The 19,058-nt window shown below is 60.9% G+C and carries 18 protein-coding genes; 8 read left to right on the plus strand and 10 right to left on the minus strand.

What is annotated here, in order from left to right:
* Positions 1-28: 28 nt before the first annotated feature.
* The 8 genes from ccoS to ccoN are packed head-to-tail and all read right to left on the minus strand — an operon-like array spanning position 29 to position 7,971.
* Complete coding sequence (ccoS, locus tag C6Y62_RS00185) at positions 29-244, minus strand: cbb3-type cytochrome oxidase assembly protein CcoS (protein ID WP_173952323.1); 216 nt, start codon at positions 242-244, stop codon at positions 29-31.
* Positions 241-2,523 carry a heavy metal translocating P-type ATPase gene (locus tag C6Y62_RS00190; RefSeq protein WP_246274194.1) on the minus strand — a complete coding sequence of 761 codons (2,283 nt, stop codon included), beginning with the start codon at positions 2,521-2,523 and terminating at the stop codon, positions 241-243. Before C6Y62_RS00190 ends, ccoS begins: the two co-directional genes overlap by 4 nt.
* Positions 2,508-3,026 (minus strand): FixH family protein, encoded by a 519-nt coding sequence (locus C6Y62_RS00195; protein ID WP_173952324.1) that lies wholly within the window; start codon positions 3,024-3,026, stop codon positions 2,508-2,510. The genes C6Y62_RS00190 and C6Y62_RS00195 overlap by 16 nt, the downstream gene beginning before the upstream one ends.
* The gene (ccoG, locus tag C6Y62_RS00200; protein ID WP_173952325.1) at positions 3,023-4,468 is read right to left on the minus strand and encodes a cytochrome c oxidase accessory protein CcoG; all 1,446 of its coding nucleotides are present in this window, start codon (positions 4,466-4,468) and stop codon (positions 3,023-3,025) included. Before ccoG ends, C6Y62_RS00195 begins: the two co-directional genes overlap by 4 nt.
* 45 nt (positions 4,469-4,513) lie before the next feature.
* Positions 4,514-5,386: a cytochrome-c oxidase, cbb3-type subunit III gene (gene ccoP / locus C6Y62_RS00205; RefSeq protein ID WP_173952326.1), complete on the minus strand. Its 873-nt coding sequence runs from the start codon at positions 5,384-5,386 to the stop codon at positions 4,514-4,516.
* Complete coding sequence (locus C6Y62_RS00210) at positions 5,386-5,559, minus strand: cbb3-type cytochrome oxidase subunit 3 (protein ID WP_083509819.1); 174 nt, start codon at positions 5,557-5,559, stop codon at positions 5,386-5,388. Before C6Y62_RS00210 ends, ccoP begins: the two co-directional genes overlap by 1 nt.
* A 10-nt stretch (positions 5,560-5,569) precedes the next feature.
* On the minus strand, positions 5,570-6,298 hold the full coding sequence (gene ccoO, locus C6Y62_RS00215; RefSeq protein WP_068463950.1) for a cytochrome-c oxidase, cbb3-type subunit II: 729 nt from the start codon (positions 6,296-6,298) through the stop codon (positions 5,570-5,572).
* A gap of 8 nt (positions 6,299-6,306) precedes the next feature.
* A complete protein-coding gene (gene ccoN / locus C6Y62_RS00220; RefSeq protein WP_173952327.1) occupies positions 6,307-7,971 on the minus strand; it encodes a cytochrome-c oxidase, cbb3-type subunit I in 1,665 nt (554 codons plus the stop codon).
* Positions 7,972-8,190: 219 nt separating this feature from the next.
* Between ccoN and pqqC the strand changes: the two genes are divergently transcribed.
* Entirely contained in the window at positions 8,191-8,952 is a 762-nt protein-coding gene (gene pqqC / locus C6Y62_RS00225; RefSeq protein WP_173952328.1) for a pyrroloquinoline-quinone synthase PqqC, read from the plus strand.
* Between the two features lie 103 nt (positions 8,953-9,055).
* On the opposite strand, the gene C6Y62_RS00230 is transcribed toward pqqC, so the two are convergent.
* Positions 9,056-9,748, minus strand: a complete 693-nt coding sequence (locus tag C6Y62_RS00230; RefSeq protein WP_173952329.1) for a helix-turn-helix domain-containing protein — start codon at positions 9,746-9,748, stop codon at positions 9,056-9,058.
* Between the two features lie 159 nt (positions 9,749-9,907).
* Between C6Y62_RS00230 and C6Y62_RS00235 the strand changes: the two genes are divergently transcribed.
* The 4 genes from C6Y62_RS00235 (at position 9,908) to C6Y62_RS00250 (ending at position 13,323) form a co-directional block, all read left to right on the plus strand.
* On the plus strand, positions 9,908-10,549 hold the full coding sequence (locus C6Y62_RS00235) for a hypothetical protein (RefSeq protein WP_173952330.1): 642 nt from the start codon (positions 9,908-9,910) through the stop codon (positions 10,547-10,549).
* 24 nt (positions 10,550-10,573) lie between these two features.
* Positions 10,574-11,317: a sulfite exporter TauE/SafE family protein gene (locus C6Y62_RS00240; RefSeq protein WP_173952331.1), complete on the plus strand. Its 744-nt coding sequence runs from the start codon at positions 10,574-10,576 to the stop codon at positions 11,315-11,317.
* A 351-nt stretch (positions 11,318-11,668) separates the two neighbouring features.
* Complete coding sequence (gene hemN / locus C6Y62_RS00245) at positions 11,669-13,003, plus strand: oxygen-independent coproporphyrinogen III oxidase (protein WP_173952332.1); 1,335 nt, start codon at positions 11,669-11,671, stop codon at positions 13,001-13,003.
* Positions 13,004-13,059: 56 nt separating this feature from the next.
* A complete protein-coding gene (locus C6Y62_RS00250) occupies positions 13,060-13,323 on the plus strand; it encodes a hypothetical protein (RefSeq protein WP_173952333.1) in 264 nt (87 codons plus the stop codon).
* 6 nt (positions 13,324-13,329) lie between these two features.
* On the opposite strand, the gene cobD is transcribed toward C6Y62_RS00250, so the two are convergent.
* Positions 13,330-14,349, minus strand: coding sequence for a threonine-phosphate decarboxylase CobD (cobD, locus tag C6Y62_RS00255; protein ID WP_173952334.1), 1,020 nt, complete (start codon positions 14,347-14,349; stop codon positions 13,330-13,332).
* Positions 14,350-14,390: 41 nt separating this feature from the next.
* Between cobD and cbiB the strand changes: the two genes are divergently transcribed.
* From cbiB to C6Y62_RS00270, 3 genes are all read left to right on the plus strand, one after another.
* Entirely contained in the window at positions 14,391-15,362 is a 972-nt protein-coding gene (gene cbiB, locus C6Y62_RS00260) for an adenosylcobinamide-phosphate synthase CbiB (RefSeq protein WP_173952335.1), read from the plus strand.
* 12 nt (positions 15,363-15,374) lie between these two features.
* Positions 15,375-16,058 (plus strand): adenosylcobinamide amidohydrolase, encoded by a 684-nt coding sequence (locus tag C6Y62_RS00265; RefSeq protein WP_173952336.1) that lies wholly within the window; start codon positions 15,375-15,377, stop codon positions 16,056-16,058.
* Positions 16,059-16,455: 397 nt separating this feature from the next.
* Positions 16,456-18,951 (plus strand): TonB-dependent receptor, encoded by a 2,496-nt coding sequence (locus C6Y62_RS00270; RefSeq protein ID WP_173952337.1) that lies wholly within the window; start codon positions 16,456-16,458, stop codon positions 18,949-18,951.
* Positions 18,952-19,058: the final 107 nt, after the last annotated feature.

Raw genomic sequence — 19,058 nt, forward strand, 5'->3', positions numbered from 1 at the left:
TCATCGACGACGGTCACACCACGCAGATCTAGTCGGCCTTGAGCGCATCGTCCTGCTTTGAAGCGGGCGCAGCCTGTTGGCGCTCCGGTCCGGAAACATCCGGCCCTGCATGATCCTCGATGCCGCGCCAGCCCGCACCTTCAAGATCGTCGAACTGGCCACTGCGCAGCGACCATAGAAACGCCACCAACCCCAAACCGCCAAGCACCAGTGCGCAGGGTATCAACCAGGCAAGCGCCGTCATTTTGTCGAGCTCCCGTCCAGCGTCCACATCGGCGTCGCTTCTGAGGTGAGCGTGAGACGACGGCTCCGCAGCCGCAGGGCATTCGCCGTGACCGCGATTGACGACAGCGACATCGCCACCGCCGCCAGCAACGGCGTCACGTAGCCGGCAACCGCCAGCGGTACGAACACAGCGTTATAGGCCAGCGAAATTCCGAAATTCTCGATCGCCATCCGCTGCGACGACCGCGCAACCTTCAATGCCTCGGCAACCGGCTCCAGCGCTTCGCCCTGGAAGACAGCATCCGACGCGATCTGACTGACATCCGCCGCCGTCGATGGTGACAGCGAAGCGTGCGCCTCGGCCAACGCCGGCGCATCGTTGAGGCCGTCGCCGACCATAAGAACCTGATGACCTTCAGCCTTGAGCTGTTTGAGACGCTCAATTTTTCCAGCCGGGCGAACCTCAGCGGACCAGTCATCAATGCCACATGCAGCGGCCGCGTCGCGCACGGCCTCTTCGCGATCGCCCGACAGCAGACAGACCTTGAAGCCCGCCTTGCGCAAATCACCGACCAGCGCTGCCGCATCGGAGCGCAACTCGTCCTGGAAGCGGAATGCAACCGGCGGCGCGCTGCCATCGCGGAACCACAGCGACGACGATGGTGCCTGCGCGCCATCGGAGCCTTCAACGCCGACCCAGGCGGCTGATCCGAGGCGCAGCTCAGCTCCATCCGGAGCTTCGCAACGCAATCCGCTGCCCGGCTCTTCGACCGTTCCTTCTGCGGCGGCGAAGGACAATCCACGTTCACGCGCCGTGCGCACGACCGCGCGCGAATAGGGATGTCTGCTCGCCACTGCGAGTGATGTGGCTGCAGCCAACGTGGGATCGTCGATCTGGTCGGCATTGGAGAGCGACGGCTCACCCCGCGTCAGCGTGCCGGTTTTATCGAACACGATCGTGTCGACTTCCGACAATCGCTCCAGCCCATCCGGCGCCTTGACGATCACACCCTTGGCGAACAGACGGCTGGCCGCCGCAACCTGCACGGCCGGAACCGCCAACGCCAGCGCGCACGGACACGTGATGATGAGCACGGCGATGGCGTACGTCAGCGAACGTTCGAAACCAGCGCCCGCGATCATCCAGCCAATAAGCGTCAACGCGCCGAGCAGATGCACCGCTGGCGCATACTGGCGCGCTGCCCTGTCCGCAAGTCGCACATAACGGCCACGGCCTTGCTCGGCGGCCTGCACCATACGGGCGATTTCAGCCAGCAGCGTGTTTTCGTCGGTAGCGGTGGCCTCAACGATGATGACGCCACCCAGATTGACCGTTCCGGCGTGCACGGCTTCACCGCCCGACGCTGCGCGGGGCACGGATTCGCCGGTAATGAGACTGGTGTCGATTTCAGTTGAACCGCTGACGATGCGGCCATCGACCGGGATGCGTTCGCCGGTCGCCACCTGCACCCGCATGCCCGGCGTCAGTTCACGCGCCTGCACGCGGCGCACCGCGCCGTTCTCGCCGATGACATTCGCCGCCATCGCCTTCAGGCCAATAAGGTTCTCCGCCGCGCCCCGTGCGCGCACGCGCATGTATTCGTCGAGATAGCGGCCGATCAGCAGGAAGAACGTAAGTGTGATGGCGGCGTCAAAATAAACCTGCTCCGTGCCGCGATAGGACTGATAGACGCTCATCGCCGTGGCAAGGATGATGCCGAGCGAGATCGGCACATCCATGTTCAGGCGGCGCGCCTTGATTGCCGCGAGGGCGGATTGGAAAAACGGCTGGCCCGAATATGCAATCGCCGGCATCGCGATCAAACCGGATAGCCAGTGAAACAGGCTCTTGGCCGAAGCATCCATGTCGGTGGCGATGCCAGCCCAGACCGCAACCGACAGCAGCATGACGTTCGCTTGCGCAAAGCCGGCAACACCAAGGCGACGCAAAAGATCGTCGGCGCGGGCATTGGCAGCCTCATCGGCGCTGCCAACGGACTCAGCAGCGCGATAACCTTCCTGATCGAGCGCTTCGATCAGTTGCAGAGGCTCGGTCGTGTCTTCGTCATAGGTGACCGAAACGCGACGGGTGGAAAGGCTTGCACGGGCGGCCTCAACGCCAGGCACCTTGCGCAATGCGCGCTCGATGGTGCCCATGCAGGCGCCACACACCATATTCTCTACGATGAGAAGAATCGTACGGGGCCCGCGATCTTCCTCCGGCGAATTGCCGCCGCGTGTCGATGCTCCGCCGCCCGGCATGCCGCCGGGCAAAGGAAGGGTTACTGCCCTATCCATATCCTGCTCCGCGCCTGATAGGCCGGGTCGTTATCCGTGCTCGCATTGAACGCGCTGACGTCAACAATCCACGCCCCACCGGCCATCTCATCACCCAGCGGGGCCTCGTACAAGCCCGGGGCTGTTTCAACCAGTTCCAGGTTCATATCATAACGGTTCGTGGCTGGCCGCCCAACCCGGGCCCTCAGGGCCTGCCCGGCGACGGTCTCATTGTCGCGGCCATGCAGCACAACGCGCAATTTCGCAGGCGTTCCGACGACACTGACAGTATCGCTCCAGCCGTTGGCCGATTGAGCAACCTGACGCTCGATGCGGTCGTTGTAATGCAGGCCTTTGCGATAGGCGTCGTTGGTTTCGAGGCCGCCAAACGTCGTAACGGCCTGATAGATCATGAAGCCGTCGACAACCACGATGGTGGCGAAAAATCCGACGAGGATCATGAACACGTGGCGGCCCTGCAATCGGCGCCCACGCGGCAAGGCAGGTGCAGCGGTCTCACTCATTGGTCGGGTCCCCGGAAGTTGAGATCGTGATGTGTAACGTCGCCATTCTCGGCACAGGTGACGATCAACTGGAACGGTGTGGCGGCGCCCTTCAACTTGTCGCGCATGGCCACCGGCACCGTAACAAGCACCTTCAGTGCACGCAGATTATCGGACGCAACCTTGATGGTTGACGTCGGATCGTCAAAGCCTACCACCGTCAACTTCGCACCCTCAAGCCCGGCGATGCCAAGCTGGAAGCCACGCCCGTGATGCTCCTTGTTGAGTAGCTTGACGGTGAAGCCATTGCGCAGGCTGCCATCCGACAGCTTGACGAACATCGGGTTGCGGTCCTGCTGAACGGTTACATCTGTGGAAGAACGATTCATCCACGCCGCAGCCATAATGCCCGTAACGAGAAGCATCATGAGCGAGTAAAGCACGATGCGCGGACGGAACAGCTTCACCTTTGGGTGAGCGAGATGCACCGGCGCTTCGACGTTCTCGAAGGTGTCGTAGGCGATGAGACCCTGCGGACGACCGACACGCTTCATGATGTCGTTGCAGGCATCGATGCACAGCGCACACTGTATGCACTCAAGCTGTGAGCCATCGCGGATATCAATGCCCATCGGACAAACGGTGACGCACGCCTTGCAGTCGACGCAGTCGCCACGTCCATCCCACGGCTGCCCCTTCTTGTGCGGCGCGCGCGGCTCACCACGATAATCCCGGTAGGTGACGAGCAACGATTCACGGTCGAACATTGCCGCCTGAATGCGCGGCCACGGACACATATAGATGCAGACCTGCTCGCGCGCGATGCCGCCCAGCAGATAGGTCGTGCCGGTGAATATCGCCAGGAACGCATAGGCGACCGCGGGCGCCTCGCCGGTAAAGAGCTCAACCAACAAGGTTGGCGCATCGCGAAAATAGAAGACAAGCGCACCGCCGGTCGCGACCGAGATCAGCAGCCACGAAATGTGCGTGCCTGCCTTCTTCCAGATTTTCTCGAACGTCCACCGACCGTTGTCGAGCCGCATGCGCGCGTTACGGTCGCCCTGCCAGAAGCGCTCGACCAGGATCATCAGATCCGTCCACACTGTCTGCGGACACGTGTAACCGCACCACATCCGCCCGGCGACAGCTGTCACAAGGAACAGCCCCAATGCCGAGAGGATGAGAATGCCGGTGATGTAGTACAGTTCCTGCGCCCAGATTTCGATTGGGCCGAAGAACAGCCGCTGATTGGCGAAGTCCAGCAGGAATGCCTGGTCCGGCAGGTTCGGTCCACGATCCCACCGCAACCAGGGCAGCAAATAGTAGATGCCCAGCGTGACGACCAGCACCGCCCACTTCACTTTGCGGTAAAAGCCGTGCGCAAGCTTTGGATAGATTTTCTTGCGCCCGATGTAAGCCTCCATCGGTCGTTGCCCGACGGTCGCTTCAGTCGTCTGATTCATGGCATTCCTGCGCGTCTTGGATGGCTAGGGACACGCGTCTCCAACTTATTGTCCACCCCCCAGAGAGTGCACATAAGCGGTTAGCATTTTGATCGTAACGGGGTCGAGACGACCACCCCAACTGGGCATAACGCCGCCGCGACCTGTCACGATGGACCGCTCGACATCTGCTAGGCGTGAGCCATAAAGCCAGATGCTATCGGCGAGATTTGGCGCACCGACAGCCGGATTGCCCTTGCCGTCTTCGCCATGGCACGCAACACAGTTGTCAGCGAATAATTGTTTGCCGCGCCCTGCTGCAGCCTCATCCGTTGCGCCGCCCGACAACGACAGAACATACTGTGCCGTGTCAGCGATTTCCTGCGGCTTCAGCAGACCATCGAGCCCGAAACGCGGCATCGCCATGTCGCGAGCTTCCGGATGTCCGGAGCGGATGCCATTGGTGATCGAATATTCAATCGCCTCCAGCGTGCCGCCCCACAGCCAGTCGTCGTCGTTAAGGTTCGGATAACCAACCGAGCCAGCGCCACCCTTGCCATGGCACGGACCGCAGTTGTCGCCGAACACAGCCGCACCGCCAGCCATGACGAAGGGCAACAGCTCTTCATTTTTCAGGATGTCTTCGAGCTGCGTCTCTTCAATTTTCTTGAAGTAGGTGGCCTGCGCCGCTTTCGCGTCGGCAACCTCCTGCGTAACCACGGCGCGCTGGCTGTAGTCCCAGATGCCCTTGGTGTATCCGCCGTCCGGCAACGGCCACGCCGGATAGAGTATCCAGTAGCCAATCGCCCAGACGATGGTGGCGTAGATCGTGTACAGCCACCACTTCGGCAGCGGCTTGTTCAGTTCCTTCAGATCGCCGTCCCAGACGTGCCCGGTCGTTTCGACGCCGGTGACGCTGTCAATTTCTTTCTCAGCCATCAGGCCTTCCCCTCCGGTTCGTCGTCTTTGTCGTCGAGAGGCACCTGTGCTGCCTCATCAAACTTCTTTTTATTTCCCGGCCAGAACACGTAGACGATGATGGTCAGGAACAATCCGACAAAGAGCACCAGTGCTATGATCTGCGATATGACTGTCGCGGACTGATAATCCATTGGTCTGGCCTCACCGAAGGTTCGGACCGGCTGCGTCGAATTTGGTGAAATCGACCAGCGTCCCAAGCATCTGCAGATAGGCGATCATCGCATCGAGCTCGCTCGGCTGATCTCCTCCAGCGCCATCGAATTTACGCACCTGCGCTTTAGGATATCGTTCAAGCAACGCCTTGGATTCATCCGTGTCAGGCGAAACCTGCGCCACCACGTCTGCCTTCGCGGATGCAATCATTTCATCCGTGTAGGGCACGCCGGCGATACGCAGCGCCTGCAGCCGCTTGTCCATGTCGGAATAGTCAAGCTTGCGCTTTTCCAGGAACGGATAACCCGGCATCACCGACTCCGGCACCACATCGCGCGGGCGGCGCATGTGGTCGACATGCCATGCGTCGGAATACTTGCCGCCGACACGCGCAAGGTCCGGCCCCGTACGCTTCGAGCCCCACTGGAACGGGTGATCGTACATACTCTCGGCGGCAAGGCTGTAGTGGCCGTAACGCTCCACCTCGTCGCGCAGCGAGCGGATCATCTGCGAGTGGCAGTTATAGCAACCCTCGCGGATGTAGATGTCGCGCCCCGCCAGCTCCAGCGGCGAGTATGGCCGCATGCCCTGCACTTTTTCGATCGTCGAGGACAGGAAGAACAGCGGCGCTATTTCCACCAACCCGCCGATCGATACCACCATGAGGATACCGATCAGCAGCACCATCGGGCGTTTTTCGAAAATGTCGTGCTTCATTGTTTTTCTCACTCCGCCGGTGTTGCTGCGATGGCATGGCGCAATTCAGGCGCAGCCGCCGATGCGGGTTGTTCAGCGATGTCGGAAGATTCCTCGCCGCGGATCGTCCGCCAGACGTTGATGGCCATCAGGATGCTGCCAATCACGAACAGCAGGCCGCCGGTGGCGCGGATGATGTAAGGCCAGTGCATCACCGCAACGCTTTCAACGAACGAGTACTTGAGGAAGCCGAGGCTGTCGTAGGCACGCCACATCAGACCCTGCGTGATGCCCGACACCCACATCGACGTGATGTAGAGCACGATGCCGATTGTGGCGGTCCAGAAGTGCCATTCCACAAGCCGCAGCGAATAGAGGCCGCGACGCTTCCACAACCACGGCACGAGGCAGTAGATGGCGCCGAACGACACCATGCCGACCCAGCCCAGCGCGCCGGAGTGTACGTGGCCGATGGTCCAGTCGGTGTAATGCGACAGCGAGTTGACCGACTTGATGGACATCAGCGGTCCTTCAAACGTCGACATGCCATAAAACGCCACCGACACAACAAGCAGACGCACGACCGGGTCGGTACGCAGCCGGTCCCATGCGCCCGACAGAGTCATCAGGCCGTTGATCATGCCGCCCCACGACGGCATCCAGAGAATGATCGAGAACGTCATGCCCAGCGTCTGCGCCCAGTCCGGCAGCGCGGTGTAATGCAGATGGTGCGGACCGGCCCAGATGTAGAGGAAGATGAGCGACCAGAAGTGAACGATCGACAGGCGATATGAATACACCGGCCGCTCAACGCGCTTCGGAATGAAGTAGTACATGATGCCGAGGAAGCCGGCGGTCAGGAAGAAGCCGACCGCATTGTGGCCGTACCACCATTGCGTCATCGCATCCTGCACGCCCGAGAACAGCGAGTAGCTCTTGGAGCCCAGGAACGAAACCGGGATCGACAGGTTGTTGACGATGTGCAGCATCGCAATCGTCACGATGAAGGCGAGATAGAACCAGTTCGCAACATAGATGTGCGACTCGCGGCGCTTCCACAGCGTACCCAGGAAGATCGCGAGATACGCCACCCAGACGATCGTCAGCCAGATATCGACGTACCATTCCGGCTCTGCGTATTCGCGGCCCTCGGTTACGCCCAGCACATAGCCCGACGCCGCCAGCACGATGAAGAGCTGATAGCCCCAGACCACGAACCATGGCAGCCAGTAGCCAAAGATGCGCTCGCGGCTAGTGCGCTGCACCACATACAGCGAGGTCGCGATCAGCGCGTTGCCACCGAAGGCGAAGATAACCGCCGAAGTGTGCACAGGGCGCATGCGGCCGAAGTTGGTCCACGGCAGATCGAAATTGAGATCAGGGAATGCGAGCTGCCAGGCGATAAGGTCGCCGACGAGAAATCCCACGATGCCCCAGATGACGGCGGCAATGGTGGCCACCTTGATCGGGCCATCCATATAGTGCGCCTGCTCGTCCGGCCCACCGACACGCGGATGTGTCATCACGTAGAAGCCAGCGGCGGCGCTGGCCGCGAGGAATATCAAGCCGTGCAGTCGAATGACTTCATCCTGGCCAAACAACGCCAGTATGCCCCCGACTAATATTCCGAGACCCGCGGCGATCGTCGCCGTGGCTCCCGAAAGAGCGATCATCTCTTCGCTGGCTGCCTTCATTATTGGAACCCTTCGTCCTTCCCCAGGAACTGCACGATAAGGTCGCAAGCGCGCGTCACCCTTTGACGGAGATCAATCCGACACGCACATATCGCCATCACATTTTGTCGCGTTCACAACAGGCGCACCGACATGTGATGCGCCTTTTGACGCTAATCAAAATACCTCGACGTGCCAGCGCTCATGCTCCCTTCACAAAAAGTCATGTGGAGGAACGTCATGAATGAGATCGTTCGAGGGGTGACGGCTGCAGACGCGCTGCTTGGCGCGGCGGAATTTGAAGCTGCTATTCGCGCGGTCGGTGCCGAGCGCTATCACGACAAACACCCGTTTCATAAGTTGCTGCACGGCGGCAAACTATCGAAGGGACAGGTGCAGGCGTGGGCGCTGAACCGTTATTGCTATCAGTCCGCCGTGCCGCGCAAAGACGCTGCATTGATGAGCAGAACGCTCGATCGCGCGTTGCGCCGCGAATGGATCCACCGCATCATGGATCATGACGGCATCGACGATGAGCACGGCGGCATTGAGCGCTGGCTGGTGCTGACGGACGCCCTCGGCCTGGATCGCGACTACGTGATCAGCATGGAGGGCGCGTTGCCCGCGACGCGCTTTGCCGTTGAGGGCTATGTGCGTTTTGTCGTCGAACAGCCTCTGACGGTTGCTGTGGCTTCATCGCTCACCGAGCTGTTCGCACCAGCCATCCACCGCGAACGCATCGCAGGAATGCTGGAAAACTATCCGTTCGTGAACGACGAGGTGATGGCCTATTTCAAGCGTCGGCTTACGCAGGCACCGCGCGACGCCGATTTTGCGCTTGAATATATCAAGGCCAACGCGCGCACCCGCGAAGAGCAGGAGGCCTGCATCAACGCCGTGCGCTTCAAGTGCAACGTGCTGTGGGCTCAGCTCGATGCACTGCATAATGCTTATGTCGAACCGGGTCTGATCCCGCCCGGCGCGTTCCGGCCAAACGCCTGAAGGCGTCAGTCCTGAAATACCGAAGGGCGCCGCGAGGCGCCCTTTTCATGTGTCGTCAGAAACTGAAACGGCCGGCAGCGGCTCGGGCCACCCGCGACGCGGATTATTCGTTTGCCAGATCCGTCAGCCGTGCGAGATCGCAAAGTTGTACACGCGTACCACCCTGCGCAATCTCGATGACACCCATCGTGCGCAGCTTCGTCAAAGTTCGGCTGACCGTTTCAATCGTCAGTCCGAGCAGATCGGCGATATCGCTCCGGCGCATGGCCAGATCGACCGTCGCGCTTTCTGCTTCGGCTGTGCGACGATGCAGAGCGACAAGAAATGCGCAGACCCGTTCAATCGCACTGCGCTGACCAACCGTGATCAGCAGGCTACGCGTTGCCGCCAGCTCGTGACACACAGACTTGTACAGCTTCAGTGCGAGACGGGCGTCGCTCTCGGCGATGCGCTCCAGCGCGGCGGCGGAAAGACACTTCACCTTGGAGGGCACGGTCGCCTGCGCGCTCAGCACGTGCTCATCAAGAACACCAAGACCGATAAGATCGCCGGGGTAAGCAAAGTCGATGATCTGGCGGCGGCCATCGGGCAGCGTCTTGTAAACGGCAATGACGCCTTCCTCGACCTGAAACACCTGCTCGCGGTCGTCTCCCTCGCAGAACACATGTTCTTTGGCGATCAGGCGCCGCACGGTTGCACTGGGCAGACGCTGCTCGGCGACGGAAGAACCATCGCCATGGCGATTGTGCATTCCGGTGGCGGATGCAGAGGTCAGGTCGAGCTGCGCCGCGAACATATGCTTGTTCTCCGTCTTTGATCTTTCTCAATGACGGTTTAGCCACCTCAAGCTCCGCAGGTATGCCGAACACGTGACGAATTGTAAGAGTGTGTAACAGGCGGGCCGGCGCGCGCCTGAACGCACTGGCCGCCCAAATCCGGGAACGGCACTGCCCGGATGCAGATGATCCTGATCAATGCGCAGCCCGGCCGGCACGATACCCTCAGGCCCATGGATAAGCTGCCCGACATATGCGAGCTCATAGAAGCCGACGCACGTCTTCAGCGGGAGATTAACCACGCGCTGGAGGCGGCCATCGATCATTTGCTGCCTGCTGCCGGAGGCGGGCGGGCCATGATCCATTTGCTCACCCGAACGCTGGTGCCGAGCTGGCAGTGTCATTGCAGCCTGCAATCGGAGGTGATTTTCCCCATCGCCGAAGCACGCCAAGATAGCGCAGTGCTGCCTGCAATAACGCGCCTGAGGGCCAACTACCCCGAATTGGCGCACCATCACGCCACGGCTGGCAACGCCCTGCTGCGCCTGCTCGGGCTGTCAAAGTCGCCGGAACAGGGCGACCTCAGCGGCATGCGACAGCAATTGTGCGCCGCACTAAAGGCGCGCCAGGCCCATTTCCGGCTCAGCGCACAACTTGACGTCCCGCCTTTAGGCACCCTGACGCCAGCGGAACAGGCCCTGTGTACATTATGGCTGGCCACCCGGCCGCAGCCCTGCTTCCCGCTCAATATGCTATTAGCTGAGCGGGTAGCGCATCAGGAGCTTACGGGTGGCCCGTCAGCCGGCTTGCGTCTGCACTGATTTCGCGCGTTCCAGGGAGCATGAATGGACGCCGCCCTGTTGATCATCCTCAACGGTCTGGCCCTCGGACTTGCCAGTACGCTGCACTGCGCCGGCATGTGCGGGGCGATTTCGTGCAGCCTGATGTTGGCACAGGAACGGGCGGGCGGCGCCGATCCGCGCTTTGTGTTCGCGCTCAACCACGCCGGACGCATCTGCTCGTATTCAATTGCCGGCGCCATCGTGGGGCTCGTCGGCACGCCCGCGATCTCGTGGCTGGACCGTGATGCCGCTTTCCAACTGCTGCAATGGGCAGCCGCTTCTTCACTGATCTGGATTGGCCTCTCAACCGCCGGGCTGGTGCCCTCGATAACCATCATCGACCGCGGACTGACCTCGCTGTCAGATTCAGTGGCTCGGTTGCAATCGCGCGGCTCCGGCCAGACGTTTGTTCCGCTCGCATCGGGCCTGGCGTGGGGAATGATGCCCTGCGCGATGGTTTACGCCGCGCTGTTTACCGCCATGCTGACCGGATCGTTCAGCGGCGGCGCGCTCACCATGGCGGCCTTTGGAGTCGGCACGCTGCCGGGATTGCTGGCCTCAACCTTCGGCTTCCGCCAACTGGCGCAGATCAAGCGCAATCGCGGCACCCGCATCGCCGCCGGACTGGCCGTTGCGGTATTCGGCGCGGCGACCGTACTGCTGGCGCATCCGCAATCGCCCTACTTCTGCTTCCCCGGCACCACGACTTCCACCCATTCCGCCGCGCCTTCTTCGCCAAAAGTCTAAGGCCATACCGTCGGAGGCGCGCGTAGCCGCCTCCTCAAAGCCTTTCAGGCGTTCCGTTGCATCGCGGATCGGCTCTGGATGTTTGTTTTGTCGTGCTTCTCATCGGAAAACCGGTTCCCACTTTTCCGGAAGCACTGTTTCTCCGCCGTGCTTCTCATCGGAAAACCGGTTCCCACTTTTCCGGAAGCACTGTTTCTCCGCCGTGCTTCTCATCGGAAAACCGGTTCCCACTTTTCCGGAAGCACTCAAGCGCGACAGATCGACAACCATTGATCGCCATCAAGTGCCGCCGCAAGGCGCTGCAGTAGCTTCCCGGCCATTGCTGCAACAGATAACGCGATAGATGGCCCTATGAACCCAGGAGTCGTGAAGCGATATTCCGCTCCCGTTCCGCGCTACACCAGCTATCCGACAGCGCCGAATTTTTCCGCGGACGTGGGCGCTTCCCAATATGATCGCTGGCTCAGCGCCCTGAACCCCGGATCGTTGATCTCGCTATATCTGCACATCCCCTACTGCAGTTCGTTGTGCTGGTATTGCGGCTGCTGCACCAAGGCCGTGCAGCGCTATGAGCCGATAAGCGATTATCTGACCGCGCTGCACAGCGAGATTGCGGGCGTGTCGCAGCGCATGCAGGCCTCGCACCGGGTCAATCACATCCACTGGGGTGGCGGATCTCCCAACATACTTTCCGCCGATGATATTGCCTTGCTTGCGGCGACCCAGCGCGAGCATTTCGAAATTCTCGACACGGCCGAGTTCGCCGTTGAGATCGATCCTCGTGGATTGGACGCCGAACGCGTCGCAGCATTCGCCAGAGCTGGCGTAACGCGTGTTTCGCTTGGCGTGCAGGATTTCGACACCAAGGTTCAAACGGCGATCAACCGCCATCAGTCGTTTGCCGAGACGCAATTTGCGGCCGAGGAATTCCGCGCCCACGGCATCGACAACATCAACATTGATGTCGTCTACGGGTTGCCTCACCAGACCCGCGACGGCGTACAGAAAACAATCGAGCAGGTGCTGGAGTTGCGGCCATCGCGTGTCGCCGCGTTCGGCTACGCTCATCTGCCCAGCCGCCTCAAGCATCAGACCATGATCGATGAGAAAGCGCTGCCCGATGTGATCGAGCGCTTCGCGCAGGCCAGCCGCATTTCGCGCACACTGGCCAAGGCTGGCTATGTGCGTATCGGCCTGGACCATTACGCGCTGCCCGAAGATCCGATGGCGCGCGGTATGCTGGCGCGGAATTTTCAGGGCTACACAACTGACGTCGCCGACGCGCTGATAGGCTTTGGCGCTTCCGCAATCGGACGGCTTCCACAAGGCTACGTGCAGAACACGCCGGCAGCGGGCGAGTATGCCCGCAAAATCTTGGCTGGCGAACTGGCAACCGCGCGCGGATTTACGCTTTCTAACGCCGATAAAATGCGCGCATTCGTCATCGAGCGCCTGATGTGTGATCTGACTTTCCCGGCCAGCGAGCTGCGCTCCCGCTTCGGCACTGCGTGCAACGAGCTGATCGAAGAGGCGCAGGCATTGCTGGAAGCGGATCAGGATCGCTTGATGGAACCTGATGGCGATGCGTTCCGCGTCACCGATCGCGGGCGTCCGTTTGTGCGTTCCATTGCGGCCTGCTTCGATTCCTATTTCGACAGCGGCGCACGCCACGCGCCCGGCGTGTAACAATCTGCACGCCGCATAGCGCAGTCGCATGCTCTTGATCGGGGGAAACAGGCGCAATGGATGACCACTTCTGGCCATCGCTTTATCCGGGCATATTCATTGCCGTGATGATCGGCTTTGCTACCGGTGGCATCGTCGCAATATTTACCGGCGCGCTCGGCGGCCTCATCGGCTCCATCGCCGCGTACTTCCTCACCGTCTGGCTAGGCCTTGATGATTCCGCCGTATCGCTTGCCATACTGATTGCAGGCGCATCCGTGGGCGGTTACCTCGGCGCAAAGCTTGGCGCGAAGCTGCTGGCGCTTCGCCGCGCTACATAACAGATGTCAGACGCTGGATTGAAAATTCCGCAGCGTCGTTTCAAGCCGTCGCCATTGAGCGTCATCGCCGGGCAACCCGAACCGCAGCCAATTGCAGTTATAGGGAAAGCTGCGGACGAGAATACCCGCGCACGCCAAGGCGTCAGCTAATGCCGGAGCACGCGCGCACTCTGCCAAACGGAACAGCTGCGTACCGCCAACGACCGCCAAACCCGCATCCTGCAACAACTGATCAAGTCGACGGCAGTCCGCATCCAGCGTCTTTGCCATGGCGGCAAGCCATACGTCATCACTCAGCGCAGCTGTGCCGATCTCCAGAGCAGGACCAGCAACAGCCCATGGACCAACTTCAGCGCGCAATGGGGAACACCAGCGCTCATGCGCGATGGCAAATCCCATCCGCGCACCCGCCAGGCCATAGGCCTTGCCGAACGAACGCAGTATCACCACCGATGCTGGCAGGCGCGAAGCAAGACTGGCATCACCCGGCGCAAAATCTGCGAACGCCTCATCGACCACCAGCAGCCCATCCCGCGCAGCAAGGTTGTCGGCCAGATCGCTCAATTCATCAGCCGAGAAAATGCGCCCTGTAGGGTTGTCCGGATTGACGACGATAACCACCCGCGCCGCCCCAATCTCCGCGATGCTGGCGACTTCCCGCACCCGATGCCCGCACCGCTGCCACGATGCAGCATGCTCGCCGTAGGTCGGGCCGACGATCGCCACCTCTGAAGCGTCGATCAATCGTGGCACGATCTGAATGAGCGCCTGACTGCCCGGGGCGGCAACGATGTTCACATCGGCCGTAACACCGTAACGGCGGCGGGCAGCCAGCAGCAAATCATGCTCAGCGACAGATTGCGGCAGCTGGCGCCATGCACCCGACGTCACCTCAGGCACCGGATACGCATGCGGATTGATGCCGGTCGACAGATCGACCCAAGGCTCAGGCGCGTCGGGATAGCGCGCGCGCGCTGCGTCAATGTCGCCGCCATGGGGAAGCGGTTCTAAGCGAGGCGCCGTCATGCTAGCACAAAACCCCGATCAAGCGCCTGGACTGCATTCCCATGTATCCCTTCACAACCCTCATTGCCATGGCGCTGGATGTGGCATGCGGCTACCCCGCATGGGTATTCGCCCGCATCGGCCATCCGGTGAGCTGGATCGGCGGACTGATAGCATGGTGCGAGGCCCGCTGGAACGATCCGCGGCTTTCCTTCGCACACCGCCGCCGCAACGGCGTGTTAGCCCTTGGCGTCACATTGGCCGCCACCGCTGCGGTAACCATCGCTATCGTCGTTGCGCTCGGACTGCTGCTGCCGCGCCCGTGGGACATCATATGCACCGGCGTCATCGCCAGCACGCTGATCGCCCAGCGTAGCCTTCATGAGCACGTCAATGCCGTTGCCAACGCGTTGCAGTCGGGCGGTCTGGATGGCGGCCGCCATGCCGTAGCGCAGATCGTCGGACGGCGCACAGATGCCCTCGACGAAGCCGGCGTCAGCCGCGCTGCGATAGAAAGCCTGGCCGAAAATTACTCCGATGGTGTCGTCGCGCCGCTCTTCTGGCTGCTGATCGGTGGGCTGCCGGGCGCAGCTCTTTACAAGGCAATCAACACCGGTGACAGCATGGTCGGCCACCGCAGCGAACGTTACCTGGCATACGGTTGGGCATCCGCGCGCCTCGATGATCTCGTTAACCTGCCGGCATCCCGTCTGGCTGCAATGTTCATAATCCTCGCTGCGGCCGTTCTTCCGGGCTGCCATGCACGCGATGCGGTGCGCGCCGTGCGCCGCGACGCGCGTCATCACGGGTCACCCAACGCCGGCTGGCCCGAAGCCGCCTTTGCCGGCGCGCTCGATTTGCGTCTGGCCGGTCCACGCATCTATGGCAACGAGACAGTGGCCGGTCATTGGATGGGCGACGGTCGCCCTGAAGCCACAAGCGCCGACATACGCCGTGCCTTGCGGCTGTATCGCACCGTGTGCCTGCTGCAATTCCTAACCGTCGCCGCGCTCGCGCTACTGCTCACGACCTGATATCTGCCGCCAATGGACAACCCCTTCTCGATCACACTCGCACCGCCATTCCTAACCGCCACGTTCGCGCAACCGCAGCGCGTCCTGAGTTGGTCGATGCTGCGCCCCGGCATGGTCGTCGCGAACCGCATCGCATGGCTGGAAGTCCGCAACGCCGACCTGCCGGCCGACGCCGACCCCTTTGAAGTCATCGGTAAACGAGTAAGCGACTCTGGCCTTGACGACGCCGTCGTGCTCGTCACCTCACGCGACATCCGCCGCCATCACCACCATCACGCACCGGTCGAAAACGTGCATGCCAACTGCCTGACTACCGCCGGCCTCTCGAACAGCGAGCGTGTGGGCACACGCCTGCACATGCCGCCACCGTTTGCGGGCACCATCAACACGCTGGTGCACCTGTCCGTGCCGTTGACGGAGGGGGGCATGCTGGAAGCGCTTTCCATCGCCACCGAAGCGCGGACAACGGCAATTCTGGAGGCCGGTCTCTATCGCGGCGGAAAACACATCACCGGCACCGGCACCGACTGCATCGCGATTGCCTCACCCATTGGCGGGCCAGCGCAGCCCTACGCGGGCAAGCACACCGCGATTGGCGAAGCCATCGGCGCTGCCGCCTATCACGCAACCGTCGCAGCGATCGACGATTGGAAAACCGATTGTGCTGAACTGAACGCAGCGATGCGCGCTAGCTGATCTGGCCTTCAACGTATTCATTTCCCGACAAGTTTTGAATCATTCCAGCCGGCACAAATAGTTTGACGCCACATCGCATCCGGCACTCGCAACTGCAATTGTTAGCCAGTTACGGATACATCCCATCTGCCCGTGCCGTTGTCGAATAGCGCTGTGTACTCAACGCTTTACCGGCATCGCTGATACGATCAACCGGCTCGCACTTTGCAAGCGGGCGCTTCGACCAGAAGACGTCTAGCGTGGCTGATAAACACCAGCTCCCAAAACAGTCTGGAATGTTGACTCTCATATGCTTGACTTATTCAGTCAGGTTTTGCTCCTTACCTAATCAAGATTGCTGCAGTCGAGTTTTCTGACGCGCAACCTTGAGTGTTTGTATTGCGTAAGGGGTGGGGTAATGCGTACTCATAATGAGTGGGAGTCCGTTTGGGCGCTTGATAATTCGAGCCCAGCAGAATCCGAGACTAGTGGCGACGCTGCAAAGAGCAATCGGCGCCTTTCATTTAAATCTCAACTGCTTATCGGCGCAGCCAGCGTAATTGGTGCTCCTGCCGCTGCCACGGCTCAGGAAGCCGCCGAGCCTGTTCCTCTCCCTACCTTGAGCGTTGAAGGCGCCGCCAAGAAAAAGGCCGCCGCGAAGAAGAAAGCTGCACCGAAGAAGGCTGCTTCCACGCAGGTCTCGCCTGCCCCGGTAGCTCCGCAGTACACTCCGCCGACGCAGCAGGCCGATCCGCTGCCGGGTCTCGCTGCTCCGGTCGCTCCGGGCGTGTACAACGCCCAGTATTCGACGTCGGCCAAGGCCACCGGTCCGCTGCTCAACACGCCTCAGACGGTCAACGTCATTCCCACCGCGATCATTCAGGAGCGCAAGAGCACCAACCTGATCGAAACGCTGAAGAACACGCCAGGCATCACCATCGACGCCGGCGAGAACGGGTTTAATACTGCCGGTCTTCAGTTCGCGATCCGCGGCTTCAATTCGACCGGCAATGTTTTCAATGACGGTGCACGCGACAACGGTGTCTACACGCGCGACACGTTCAACATCGAGCAGGTCGAAGTATTCAAGGGCCCGGCAGCCGATAACGGACGCGGCTCTGCAGGCGGCTATGTCAACATCGTCACCAAGACGCCGAAGCTTGAGGATTTCGTAGAGGCAACGGTCGGCATCGGCTTCGATGACACCAAATCCGAAGCACGCCGCCGCGCAACATTCGATGTTAATCAGAGCTCCGGAACTGTTGCGGGCCGCCTGAACCTCTTCATTCAGGATGGTGGTGTCGCCGGCCGCGATGTCGCCGAAGCTAACGCGTGGGGCGCGGCCCCGTCATTGGCCTTCGGTCTCGGAACGCAGACGCGCGCTATTTTTGCTTACGAGCACTATGAGCGCAACGACCTGCCGGACGCTGGCGTCCGTCTTAATCGCCGTGCGGAAGGGCTGACGTTCGGTGCGGGCGGAAACCCTGTAGACTCGGTCGGCATCGGTGGCGCTGGTCCCCGTCCGAACGGGGGCGGATCGTTGTCCCGCGATACGTTCTTCGGTCGCCACACGGACTTCGATGACACCGTAGCAGATACGTTTATCGCTCGGTTCGAGCATGATCTAGCTCCCGGCGTGACGATCTCCAACCAGACTCGCTGGAACCAGGTTGACCGTCAGGCCGCACTCTCCACGCACGCGACGACCTTCACGGCGGCAAACCAGAACAGCGGTCTGCAGGGCGGCATGGGTCTGTTCACCTACGACCGCAATAACGAAACGCTGACCAACCAGACAAATCTGGCCGCGCGGTTCTACACGGGTCAGTTCCGACACACGATCTCCACCGGCGTAGAGTTCTCGCGCGAAGAATCGTTTGCCCGCCGCGCTAGCAACCAGACCGCTGATATCGGTATCGATACCGCTGCTGTCTATGCCTATGACACGATCGATTTGACACGGCAGTGGCAAGTCGTCGGTGGCATCCGTGTCGAGCACTACGATTTGAAGATCAACGGTCAGGGCGTTCCAGGCGGATTGTATACTCAGACCGAAACGACGGTCGGCGGCAAAATCGGTGTTGTTTACAAGCCGGTTGAGAACGCCAGTCTCTATGCCTCGTACGGGATTTCACATCTGCCGCACGGTTCGCTGATGTCCAACCCGGACATCTCGCGCGATGGTGGCAATGCGTTCCCCGGCTTCGTTGCCGGCGCAGATCCCGCCGAGTTCCACAACTACGAAATCGGCGCGAAATGGGACTTCTTCAACGGCCGTCTGTCCACCACCGCTGCGCTGTTCCGTACCGAAAAGCACAAGTCTCCGATCGTCGGTGCCGATCTTGCAGCAGGTGACCCAGCCGGAGCCAATATCTTCCGTGGCTACGGCGAGCAGGTCGTGCAAGGTATCGAGCTTGGTATTGCCGGTAACCTCACCGAGCACTGGAAAGTGTATGGTGGCCTGCTCGTCATGGAAAGCGAGCGCAAGCATAGTGCCTACCTCGATGGCGTACGCCGCAATGGTGGCAACGGAACAGGCGACTACGGTACTGCACTGCGCACCGATGGCGACGAACTCGCCTTCACTCCAAACGTGACGGCAACGTTCTGGACTACCTATGACGTCACCAAGGAACTAACACTCGGCGGTGGCTTCCAGTACGTCAGCGACTCCTACATCGGTCGTCCAGATGATGCCCTGCGTATCATCAAGAATGGACGCTACGGCAAGCTGCCCGGCCACTTCATCGTCAACCTGATGGCGTCGTACGACATCACCGAGAACATTGAGCTGAGCCTCAACGTCGATAACGTCTTCGACGAGACATATCTCACCTCAGTCAACTGGAATGGCAACTGGGGTTACGTGGCTCCGCCGCGTACCTACTGGCTGTCGGCCAGCTACAAGTACTAATCCCAAACGACACCAACACCGACCGCAGGACCTCCCGCCTGCGGTCGGTGGCCTACTCCCCACGACGAGACTGCCGGGCCCCCGTCCCGGCATTCTTGCTTTTCTCG

The sequence above is a fragment of the Hyphomicrobium sulfonivorans genome, from assembly GCF_013306565.1.
Lineage (GTDB): Bacteria > Pseudomonadota > Alphaproteobacteria > Rhizobiales > Hyphomicrobiaceae > Hyphomicrobium_A > Hyphomicrobium_A sulfonivorans.